Genomic DNA, 11,558 nt, shown 5'->3' on the forward strand with positions numbered 1-11,558 from the left:
CATTTTCCCGCTACTACAAAGTATTTAAGGAATATCGATCATGGCTGCTAAAGAAGTTAAATTCGGCGATTCCGCCCGCAAGAAAATGCTGGTTGGCGTAAACGTCCTGGCTGACGCGGTAAAAGCGACCCTGGGCCCGAAAGGCCGTAACGTGATCCTCGAGAAGAGCTTCGGCGCTCCGACCATCACCAAGGACGGCGTCTCCGTTGCCAAGGAAATCGAGCTGGAAGACCGTTTCGAAAACATGGGCGCGCAGCTGGTCAAAGACGTTGCCTCCCGTGCCAACGATGACGCTGGTGACGGTACTACCACCGCTACCGTTCTGGCTCAGTCGATCGTCAACGAAGGTCTGAAAGCCGTCGCTGCCGGCATGAACCCGATGGACCTGAAGCGCGGTATCGACAAAGCGACCATCGCTGTCGTTGCCGAGCTGAAAAAGCTGTCCGCGCCATGCACCGACACTAAAGCGATCGCTCAGGTTGGCACCATCTCCGCCAACTCCGACAACTCCATCGGCGACATCATTGCCGAAGCCATGGAAAAAGTCGGTAAAGAAGGCGTGATCACCGTTGAAGAAGGCTCGGGCCTGGAAAACGAACTGTCGGTTGTAGAAGGCATGCAGTTCGACCGTGGCTACCTGTCCCCGTACTTCGTCAACAAGCCAGAGACCATGGTTGCCGAGCTGGAAGGCGCGCTGATCCTGCTGGTCGACAAGAAGATCTCGAACATCCGCGAAATGCTGCCAGTACTGGAAGCCGTTGCCAAAGCCGGCCGTCCACTGCTGATCGTTGCCGAAGACGTTGAAGGTGAAGCCCTGGCGACTCTGGTCGTGAACAACATGCGTGGCATCGTTAAAGTCGCAGCCGTCAAGGCTCCAGGCTTCGGCGACCGTCGCAAGGCCATGCTGCAGGACATCGCCGTTCTGACCGGCGGTACCGTTATCTCCGAAGAGATCGGCCTGAGCCTGGAAAGCACCACCCTGGAACACCTGGGTAGCGCCAAGCGCGTAACCCTGTCCAAGGAAAACACCATCATCGTTGACGGTGCTGGCGTTGAAGGCGACATCCAGGCGCGTATCGCTCAGATCCGTGCCCAGGTGGCCGAGACCTCCTCGGACTACGACCGTGAAAAACTGCAAGAGCGTCTGGCCAAGCTGTCCGGCGGCGTTGCAGTGATCAAGGTTGGCGCTGGTTCCGAAGTAGAAATGAAAGAGAAGAAAGCCCGCGTTGAAGACGCCCTGCACGCTACCCGTGCAGCCGTTGAAGAAGGCGTGGTGCCTGGCGGTGGCGTTGCGCTGATCCGCGCTCTGAACGCGATCATCAGCCTGAAAGGCGACAACGCCGACCAGGACGTAGGTATCGCTGTTCTGCGTCGCGCTGTTGAAGCACCGCTGCGTCAGATCGCTGCCAACAGCGGCGACGAGCCAAGCGTTGTGGTCAACGAAGTCAAGAACGGCAAAGGTAACTTCGGTTACAACGCTGCGACTGGCGAATACGGCGACATGATCGAAATGGGCATCCTGGACCCAACCAAGGTCACCCGTTCCGCTCTGCAAGCTGCATCGTCGATCGGCGGTCTGATCCTGACCACCGAAGCTGCTGTTGCTGACGCACCGAAGAAAGAAGGTGCAGTAGGCGGCGGTATGCCGGACATGGGCGGCATGGGTGGCATGGGCGGCATGATGTAAGCCAGCCTTACCCCGAAACGAAAAACCCCGCCTGCGATGAGCAGGCGGGGTTTTTTATTGTCCTGATTTTGTTATCTGGCGTTTGAGTAATCAGGCGTTTACCGGTTGCGACTTCATGACCGCTTCAGCTTTCACGGTCGGGCGATACAGCACCCAGTAATACGACCCCAGGCAGATCAGCCAGCAGAAAATTGCCGTCCACACGTTGTGCGAAAAGAAGTGCGCGCCCTGCATCATCCGGCTGATCGAGAACACCGAGCCCAGCGCAAAGGCAAAGATGAACGCCTGCCGCGCCAGTCGCGGGCGACGATCCCGCAGCACGAAGAACAGCGCGAACAAGGTGAAACCCGTTGCGGCATGGCCACCGGGCCAGCAGCGGCCGGGCTTGTCGGTCGGCGGACGGTGATCCAGCAGTTTGCTGTAGGTTTCATGGCCGCCGAACTGCTCAAGACTCCACGGACACTGCACGGCGGTCACTGCTTTCATCGGTGTCACGAATGACGTCGCCAGGCCGAGCGACAGCACCAGGCAACCCAGTTCACGCTTGAATGGCTTGAGCCGTTCAATGAAGAATGCAGCGATGAAACCGATGACGGAAAACACCGAAAACGCAATCACCACCTGTTTGGCGCGGTCGTGAAGGATGTTTTCCAGAAAGTAACTATGGCGTCCGATGAAGTCGCCGGCGGCGGGGTCGTAAAACATCCGGGCCAGGTTCATGTCCAGATCGGTCAGTTCGAGCAAGACCAGGATGGCGGCCGCGACGGCGGGTATCCCCAGGCACAGCCAAAAGTTCAGCGGGCGAGGGGCAGGGCGTACAACACTTGATGACATGAGGGATCCAGAACGGGAAAACGCCCCGGGGCATCAGCCCGGGGCGCTTCGATTAACGATCGCTGACTTGCGCGGCACCCTCCTTGGGCGCTTTCCAGCCAAGCAGCTGTTGCTTGAAGCCATAACTGGCGGTTTGGTAATACGTGATGGCGCGGCTCACCAGCGGGTCGTCGCTGTTGACCCGGGACTCGCGGCTTTCGGTCAGTGCGTCGTCGTGCCGGCGCAGGCCTTGGCGCGGGCTGAGGATCGCCAGATCCTTGCCGTCGAACAGCCCCAGATGCTGATAGTTGCCCACCACGACCCGAGGTGGCAGCGGGTTGTCCGCCAGCAGGTTGCGACCGAAGAACGTCGATTGGTAATCCAGGTTCAGCAGCCCCAGCAGAGTCGGTGCGAGGTCGACCTGACTGGCCAGTTGCGCGTTTTCCCGTGCTTCGATCAGCTTCGGTGCATAGATGAACAGCGGGATCTGGTAGTTGGTGATCGGCAGATCTTCCTTGCCCGCGCTGCCGGCGGTGTGGTCGGCGACGAAGATGAAGATCGTGTTGTCGAACCACGGTTTCTCACGCGCCTGCGCCAGGAACTGGCCGATGGCGTAGTCGGTGTATTTCACCGCACCATCGCGACCGTTGCCGGATTTGATGTCGATGCGGTTTTCCGGGTAGGTGTACGGGCGATGGTTCGAGGTCGTCATCAGCTGCAACAGGAAAGGTTGCTGCTTGGCGTAGTCGGCGTCCGCCAGCTTCAGGGTCTGTTTGTACAGATCCTCGTCGGCCATGCCCCAGGCATTCTTGAAGTGGATTTCCGACTCATCGACGCTGCTCTGGTCGACAACGCGATAGCCGTTGCCGCTGAAGAACGCGTTCATGTTGTCGAAGTAGCCACGGCCGCCGTAGACGAACACGCTGTCATAGCCGACCGCGCTCAATTGCTGGCCGAGGCTGGCGAAACCGCTTTCGCGACCAATGCGCTTGACGATCGAACGGCCCGGTGTCGGCGGAATGGCCAAAGTGATGGCTTCCAGGCCCCGGTCGGTACGGGTGCCGGTGGCGTAGAAATTGTTGAAGTACAGGCTCTGCTTGCGCAACGCGTCGAGGTTCGGCGTCAGGTTGCGGCCATCACCATTGCTGCCAAGATATTTGGCGCTGAGGCTTTCGATGGTCACCAGCACGATGTTCGGTTTGCGGGTGACACCCGGGTTATCGATATCGCGACGAATGTCCTGCGGATCCTGACCGACGAAGCGGGCATTGGGCTCGTTCAGTTCGGCACGCATCTGACCGGCGACTTTGTCCGCTGGCAGGCTCTTGTAGAACTGGCTGTAGTCCAGCTCGTTGTTACGGAACGCGGCGAAGAACTGATAGGGGCCGTTGCTCGCCAGTTCATTCTGATAGGCGTTGCCGCCCTGGGCCCGCGGGGCGTCCTGGCTGATCAGTTGCAGACTCAGACCCGCGACCACCAGCAGAGCCAGTGCATTCAGAAGGCGCCCGCGCAATGGTGGCAGCGGGGCATCCAGCGCCGCGTTGAACGGTTTGCGCAGTGCGAAACTCAGTGCGATGGCCAGCACCGCCAGGATGCTCAGCAACTTGCCGATCGGGTAGGACTCCAGCACGTTGTTCAGCACTTCGTCGGAATACACCAGATAATCGACGGCGATGAAATTGAAGCGCACCCCGAACTCATCCCAGAACAGCCATTCGGCCACCGCCGTGAACAGCATGGCGTACAGGCTGACGGTCAGCAGTCCCTGCAGGAACCAGCGGTGAGCGCGCCGCCGCCACAGGCCCGGCGGGCACAGCAGCAGATACAGGCCCATCGGCAGGGCCGCGTAGGCGAGAAAGCCCAGGTCGTAGACCAGGCCGACGCCGAACATGGACAGCGCACCGCCACCGGCCTCATCCAGATGAGTCAGCAACAGTACGGTGCGAGTGAGGAGAAACACCACCAGCCAGGCGCCGGTGACCAACAACAGATAGCGCATAGGCGCTGTCTTGAAGAAACCCATTGTTTTCTTTTCCTTTTATCAATGGCGCGGGAGTTTCGCGGCGCCACTGTAGTCAGGTTGTGAATCGATAGTGAAAACTTTGTTAAAGATTTATTTCGTCCGGGCAATTTCATCTGCCGGGGCACCAGCGCTGGCCCTGAACCGAAACAGGCCTTAAGCTGCGCGGGCCATGACGGCCGTTACTGTGTACGGAAGAGGTGCCCATGCGAATTCTATTGGTCGAAGACAACCGCGATATCCTGGCCAACCTGGCCGATTACCTGGGCCTGAAAGGCTATACCGTCGATTGCGCCCAGGACGGTTTGTCGGGCCTGCATCTGGCTGCCACCGAGCACTACGACCTGATCGTGCTCGACATCATGCTGCCCGGTATCGACGGCTATACGCTGTGCAAGCGCCTGCGCGAAGACGCTCGCCGTGACACGCCGGTGATCATGCTCACCGCCCGCGACCAACTCGACGATCGCCTGCAGGGTTTCAAGTCCGGGGCTGACGATTACCTGGTCAAGCCCTTCGCACTGTCGGAACTGGCTGCACGAATCGAAGCCGTGATGCGCCGCACCCAGGGCGGCGGTCGTCGCTCCTTGCAGGTCGGTGATCTGAGCTACGACCTCGACACACTGGAAGTGACCCGCGAAGGCAAACTGCTCAAGCTCAACCCGGTGGGCCTGAAACTGCTCGCGGTACTGATGCAGAAGAGCCCGCATGTACTGCGCCGGGAAATTCTCGAAGAAGCCCTGTGGGGTGACGATTGCCCGGACAGCGACAGCCTGCGCAGCCACGTCCACCAATTGCGTCAGGTGATCGACAAACCGTTCGCCAAACCACTGCTGCACACCGTGCACGGCGTGGGTTATCGCCTGGCCGAGGGCCGCGATGGAGTTTAAGCAAAGCCTTGCCCAGCGGATCATCATCGCCTTTGCGCTGATGAGCGCGCTGGTGGCAGGGGCCTTCGCCATGGGCATTGTTGCGACCGTGCACCTGGTGGAAGAAAAACTGATTTCCGCAGGGCTGGGCGGCGACTTGCAGCGCCTGTTGTTGATGGACAACGTCTCGGACTGGAGCCATCGGCCGGAGCCGGATCAGCTGTTCTATTTCAGCGGCGGCCCGGGGGACTTCGAGCTGCCCAAGGATCTGCGACATCTGGATTCCGGGTTCCACGAAGTTTTCCGCGAGCAGTTGTCATATCACGCGATGGTCGAAATCGTCGACGGTCGGCGTTATGTGCTGCTGCAGGATCAAAGCGATTTCGAAGAGCGTGAGCGCGTACTGTTTGCCGTTGTGCTGGTGGGCTTCGTGCTCAGCCTGGCGCTGGCGGTTTTCCTCGGCTGGGTGCTGGCACGCAAGGTGATGGCACCGGTGGTCCGGCTGGCGCGTCAGGTGCGTCATCGCGATCAGTTGCTGGGCCTCGCACCGCCGCTGGCGCCGGACTACGCCGCCGATGAAGTGGGTGAACTGGCGGTGGCATTTGATGCGACGCTGGGGCGTTTGCGTCAGGCGCTGACGCGTGAACGGCTGTTTACCAGTGATGTGAGCCATGAGTTGCGCACACCGCTGATGGTACTGGCCACCTCATGTGAACTGCTGCTGGAGAACCCGGGCATCGATCAGCGCGGCCGTGCCCAGGTTGAGCGAATAGCCCGTGCCAGCGAAGAAATGCGCGAATTGGTGCAGACCTTCCTGATGTTGGCCCGTGCCCAGCGCGAAGATGCGGGGGCGGCGCCTCGGCACAGTCTGGGGCAGGTGGCGGACAATCTGTTGGGCGTGTGGCGCGAGCCGATCGAATCCAAGGGGCTGAAGCTGATTTTCGAGCCGGGCAACCCGCCGGACACCCCTTATAACGCCACACTGCTTAATGCCGTGATGGGTAACCTGCTGCGAAATGCCCTGCACTACACCGAGCAGGGTTTCATTCGTTTGACGCTCCGTGCCAACGGCTTTGTGGTCGAGGATTCGGGCGTGGGCATTCCCGAGGAGAAACGCGAGGCGATGTTCCAGCCTTTCGTGCGGGGCAGTGAAAAACGTGGAGAGGGCCTGGGACTCGGATTGTCATTGGTGCAACGCATCTGCGAGAACCAGGGGTGGAGCGTCACATTGAGTACGATGGAACCCAATGGCTGCCGTTTCGAGGTAGATCTGGGCAAACAGGAATCCCTCCCAAATGGCACAAAAAAGCTGCCAACCTGAACAAATCCTGTATAACCTTGAAATAGTTCGTGGGTTTACGCGACGTTTTTTTCACAAAGGGATGACCTGACGCTGACACGCGCCTGCCTAAGGTAGAGGCATCAGTATTCAGGAGTCCCGATGATGTCCGGCCCGATCAAGCTCGATTTTTCCGAAAAGTATGACGACAACCATGCGCAGAAATATCTGCGCAAGCATCAGGATGGCCTGGGGCGTCGTCTGTCCAACTGGCGGGATCAGCAGTTGGCCCGCAAAGCGCTGACCTTGGTCGGCGAACCGGGACTGGTGCTGGATCTGCCGTGCGGTGCCGGGCGTTTCTGGCCGTTGCTGGCGGAAAAACCCAATCGGGTGATCATCGGGGCAGACAACTCCGAGTCAATGATCAAGACGGCAATGCAGGCCCAACCGGCGGATGTGGTGAAACGGGTACAACCCTTGCACACATCGGCGTTCGACATCGCGTTGCCTGACAATGCCGTAGACAGCATTTTCTGCATGCGTCTGCTCCACCACATCGGTGAAGCGGAGCATCGACGGACGATTCTGCGCGAATTCGAACGCGTTACCCGGGACAGTGTGATCATTTCGTTGTGGGTTGACGGCAATTTCAAGGCCTGGAAACGCAAACGTGCTGAGAAAAAGCGCGGGCAGGAAGGTTACCAGAACCGGTTTGTGTTACCGGCCGCTACGGTTGAAAAGGAATTTGAAGAGGCGGGATTCAGGATCCAGGAACAACTGGACTTCATTCCGCTCTATGCCATGTGGCGAGTTTACGTACTACGCAAGAGGTAAGAGGATGGCAGTGCAATTTACAGCAGAAACGAGAGTTGCTCCCCAGGATCGCTTTGACTACTACTGGAACCAGCGCGGTGAGTGGGTGGAGGAACCCAATGTGCGTCGTGGTGGCGAAAGTGGCGTGCAGCGGGTGGTGGGGCGCGATGGTCAACTGCTGTATGCCAAACGCCAGACAGGACATATCTATCGCAGCTGGTTGCATCCGTTCGGTCGACCGACCGTATTGCGTGAACTGGATGCACTGACCGGCGTAACCAAACTCGGCGTCCGGGTGCCGGAAATCGTTTTTTGCGGGGCCCAGCCTGATCCGCAGCATAAATGGCGTGCCTTGCTGGTCACCAAGTCGCTGGACGGCTTCCAGGAACTTGAACAGTGGGAAGCGGCAGGTGGCCGCGAGCAGTACGGTGAAGCCGTGTATGAACGCGTGCTCAAGGATCTCGCCGAAAACCTGGCCCGCATGCACAAGGGCCGCTGGCAGCACAGCTGCATTTACATCAAGCACGTCTTTGTCCGCGTCACTGGCGAAGGCGACTCGGCCAAGGTCGAAGTGGCCCTGATCGATCTGGAAAAATGCCGTCAGCGCCTGACCGCTTACCGTGCGGCCTCCCATGACATGAAACAATTGCGCCGCCACTCGTCGTTCAGCCCTACGGACTGGAAAAAACTCGTCTATTTTTATGAGACGGCGTTTGGCAGCGCTATCAAGGGTTTATAGCGATGAAACTAGAAATTGCGCGAGGTTTGTTTCTGGTAGGAGCCTTGGCAGTTGCATCTTTGGCGGTGGCGGCCTGGGAACAGCCACGCATGCAAGTGATCGGGGCATCGAGCAACGATGCCCATTGTCCGATGCCGCGGGTGGCGAAAGCCTCCGTGGCAACCAAGCCCGACCATGATTTACTGCTGTTCATGTTCGGACTTTCTCAAGGGATGAGGCCGCAGAGTTGAATCGATTGAAACGAGCCAAAGGCCTCGCAGATGCGAGGCCTTTTTTGTGCGCGTGTGTAAATGGCGGTTACGGGGCGGGGGCGGGATCGGGTTTGGCCAGCACGGTGTAGACACAGGGCAGGACGAACAGCGTAAACAACGTCCCGATCGACATCCCGGTGGCAATCACCGTCCCGATATCAAAACGGCTCACAGCACCCGCGCCACTGGCCAGGATCAGCGGCACCATGCCGAACACCATGGCTGCGGTTGTCATTAGCACGGGTCGCAGGCGAATCGCCGCTGCTTCCTCGACCGCTTCACGGGGCGTCAGACCCTTTTCCTTGCGCAACTGGTTGGCAAATTCGACGATCAGGATTCCGTGTTTACTGATCAGGCCGATCAGTGTCACCAGCCCGACCTGGGTGTAGATATTCATGCTCGACCAGCCGAGGAACAGCGGAATCAGCGCTCCGCAAATCGACAGCGGTACGGTCACCAGAATCACCAACGGGTCGCGGAAACTTTCGAACTGTGCCGCCAGCACCAGGAAAATGATCGCCAGAGCCAGGGCGAAGGTGACCCACAGCGCACTGCCTTCCTGGACGAACTGCCGCGAAGCACCGCCGTAATCGAAGGCAAAACCCGCAGGTGCTTCTTCCCGGGCGATCTGCACCACGCTGTCGATGGCCTCGCCCATGCTGACCAGCGGGAACCCGGACAGCTTCGCCGCGTTCAGTTGCTGGAACTGGTTGAGCTGTCGCGGTCGTGCCCGGTCGGTCACGGTGATCAGTGTCGACAACGGCAACAGCTCGCCCTGGGTGTTTTTCACGTAGTAGTTGTTCAGCCAGTCCGGGTTGTCACGGTAGGCCCGCTCAACTTGGGCGATGACTTTGTAGCTGCGGCCCTCAATGGTGAATCGGTTGATCTCCGCTTCGCCCAGCAGAGTGGCGAGGGTGCCGCCCAGATCCAGCATCGACACACCCATCTGCGCCGCCTTGGCGCGGTCGATATCGACCACCACTTCCGGTTTGTCGAAGGCCAGGTCGAGGTCGACGAACGCGAACTTGCCCGACTCCATGGCGCGTTTCTTGATCCGGTCAGCCACCTGCAGCAACAGCTCGTAGTCGTTGGCCGTGTTGATCACGAACTCGAACGGCAGGCCCTCGCCGGTGCCGGGCAGGGAGGGCAGGTTGAAGCCGAAGATCTGCAGGCCGGGAATGCTGCCGAGCTTGCCTTGTACCTCGGGAAGAATCTGCATCTGGGTGCGGCTGCGTTCGTTCCATGGTTTGAGCAGGAAACCACCGATGCCGCTCTGCACACCGTTGTAGCCGTTGATCTGGAACGAGGAGTAGTACTCCGGGAATTCCTTGAAGATCTTCACGAATTCTTCGGTGTAGGTGTTCAGATAATCGAGGTTGGTCGGTTGCGGCGCGTTGGCCATCATGAAAATGATGCCCTGGTCTTCGTCCGGTGCCAGTTCCGATTTGGTGAACTTGAGCAGCACCGGAATCAGACACAGCACGATCACCGCGAACACCAGCACCACCGGCCGGGTGTTGAGCGTGCCATGGAGCATGCTCTGGTAGCGTCGCTTGAGGTTATCGAAGATCCGGTCGAGGCGATGGGCCAGTCCCGTTGGGTTCTCCTCGTGACGCAACAGCAGGGCGCACATCATCGGCGACAGGGTCAGGGCAACGATGCCGGAAATCACCACGGCCCCGGCCAGTGTCAACGCAAACTCCTTGAACAACGCCCCGGTCAGCCCGGTGAGGAAACCAATCGGCGCATACACTGCCGCCAGCGTGATGGTCATCGAGACCACTGGCATCGCGATCTCCCGGGCGCCTTCGAGTGCAGCATCCAGCGGTGTCCTGCCTTCCTCTATATGCCGGTGGATGTTTTCCACCACGACGATGGCATCGTCCACCACCAGACCGATGGCCAGCACCATCGCCAGCAGGGTCAGCAGGTTGATCGAGTAGCCCATCATCTGCATGAAGAACATCACGCCGATCATCGACAGCGGAATGGTGACCACCGGGATCACCACTGAACGCAAGGCGCCGAGAAACAGGAACACCACCACGATCACGATCAGCACCGCTTCGAACAGGGTTTTCACCACTTCGTCGATGGAAGCCTGGATGAACAGCGTGGCGTCGTAGGCGATCTCGCTCTTGAGGTTGGGCGGCAACTGGGCCTCCAGCTCCGGCATGATCTTGCGCACTTCCTTGATCACGTCGAGCGGGTTGGCCCCGGGCGTCGCCTTGATCCCGATGTACACCGAGGGTGTACCACCGAAGGAACTGATGGAGTTGTAGTTCTCCGCACCCATTTCCACCCGCGCGACATCGCTCAGCAGCACACGGCTGTCGCCACTGACCTTGAGCGGAATCTTGCCGAAGGCCTCGGCGGACTTCAGTTCGGTGTTGGCGTTGATGCTGGTGACCACGTATTCGCCTTTCACCTCACCAGCGGCGGAGAGGAAGTTGTACTGGCGCACCGCGTTGGTCACATCACTGGCACTGAGGCCGAAACCGGCGAGCTTCACCGGGTCGATCCACAGGCGCATGGCGAACACCTGGTTGCCGAGGATTTCCGCTTCTGCCATGCCTGGCAGCGTAGCCAGTTTCGGCTGGATCACTCGCGACAGGTAGTCAGTGATCTGCGGATTGCTCAATTCCTTGCTGAAGAAGCTGATGTACATCAGCGCCGAGGCATCGGCGGATTCCTTGCTCAGCACCGGGTCTTCGGCATCCTGCGGCAGTTTGTTCTTCACCTCGTTGGCCTTGGCCAGCAGTTCGGTGAACAGTCGGTCGCTGTTGGAGCCGATGCGCGCGTAGATCGAAATTACCGAGAAGTTCTGGCGACTGACCGAGGTCATGTAGTCGATGCCTTCGGCACTCGCCAGGCTCTGTTGCATCGGCTGGGTGATGTAGCCCTGGATGGTTTCGGCGTTGGCCCCGGGATAGGCGGTAGTCACCGTGATCAGGGCGTTTTCCATCTGTGGATACTGGCGCAACGGCAGCTTGCTCCAGGCCTGGAAGCCCAGCAGCACAATCAGCAGGCTGACCACGGTGGCGAGCACCGGGCGGCGAATGAACGGATCGGTAAAGGCCATGAAGA

At 59.4% G+C, this 11,558-nt stretch carries 9 protein-coding genes; 6 read left to right on the forward strand and 3 right to left on the reverse strand.

The genetic code is table 11. The annotated features are described in order from the left end of the window. Positions 1–40: 40 nt before the first annotated feature. Positions 41–1,687, forward strand: a complete 1,647-nt coding sequence (groL, locus tag CAF87_RS00445) for a chaperonin GroEL (protein WP_085730195.1) — start codon at positions 41–43, stop codon at positions 1,685–1,687. A gap of 90 nt (positions 1,688–1,777) precedes the next feature. Here the strand turns inward: groL and CAF87_RS00450 are convergent, their stop codons facing one another. Together CAF87_RS00450 and CAF87_RS00455 are read right to left on the reverse strand one after the other, a co-directional pair. After that, positions 1,778–2,521 carry a phosphatase PAP2 family protein gene (locus tag CAF87_RS00450; RefSeq protein ID WP_085730196.1) on the reverse strand — a complete coding sequence of 248 codons (744 nt, stop codon included), beginning with the start codon at positions 2,519–2,521 and terminating at the stop codon, positions 1,778–1,780. Positions 2,522–2,573: 52 nt separating this feature from the next. Then, positions 2,574–4,523: an LTA synthase family protein gene (locus tag CAF87_RS00455; protein ID WP_085730197.1), complete on the reverse strand. Its 1,950-nt coding sequence runs from the start codon at positions 4,521–4,523 to the stop codon at positions 2,574–2,576. Positions 4,524–4,726: 203 nt separating this feature from the next. Here CAF87_RS00455 and colR point away from each other — a divergent pair, with 203 nt between their 5' ends. From colR to CAF87_RS00480, 5 genes are all read left to right on the forward strand, one after another. After that, positions 4,727–5,410, forward strand: a complete 684-nt coding sequence (colR, locus tag CAF87_RS00460) for a two-component system response regulator ColR (protein WP_085709546.1) — start codon at positions 4,727–4,729, stop codon at positions 5,408–5,410. Beyond that, complete coding sequence (locus CAF87_RS00465) at positions 5,400–6,710, forward strand: HAMP domain-containing sensor histidine kinase (RefSeq protein ID WP_085730198.1); 1,311 nt, start codon at positions 5,400–5,402, stop codon at positions 6,708–6,710. The genes colR and CAF87_RS00465 overlap by 11 nt, the downstream gene beginning before the upstream one ends. Positions 6,711–6,833: 123 nt before the next feature. Further along, positions 6,834–7,502, forward strand: coding sequence for a class I SAM-dependent methyltransferase (locus CAF87_RS00470; RefSeq protein ID WP_085730665.1), 669 nt, complete (start codon positions 6,834–6,836; stop codon positions 7,500–7,502). Between the two features lie 4 nt (positions 7,503–7,506). Further along, on the forward strand, positions 7,507–8,220 hold the full coding sequence (locus tag CAF87_RS00475; protein WP_085730199.1) for a lipopolysaccharide kinase InaA family protein: 714 nt from the start codon (positions 7,507–7,509) through the stop codon (positions 8,218–8,220). 2 nt (positions 8,221–8,222) lie between these two features. Then, positions 8,223–8,450: a hypothetical protein gene (locus CAF87_RS00480; protein WP_085730200.1), complete on the forward strand. Its 228-nt coding sequence runs from the start codon at positions 8,223–8,225 to the stop codon at positions 8,448–8,450. Between the two features lie 67 nt (positions 8,451–8,517). On the opposite strand, the gene CAF87_RS00485 is transcribed toward CAF87_RS00480, so the two are convergent. Next, positions 8,518–11,553 carry a multidrug efflux RND transporter permease subunit gene (locus CAF87_RS00485; RefSeq protein WP_085730201.1) on the reverse strand — a complete coding sequence of 1,012 codons (3,036 nt, stop codon included), beginning with the start codon at positions 11,551–11,553 and terminating at the stop codon, positions 8,518–8,520. Between the last annotated feature and the right edge of the window lie 5 nt (positions 11,554–11,558).

It is taken from the genome of Pseudomonas sp. R38(2017), assembly GCF_002112395.1.
Taxonomy (GTDB): domain Bacteria; phylum Pseudomonadota; class Gammaproteobacteria; order Pseudomonadales; family Pseudomonadaceae; genus Aquipseudomonas.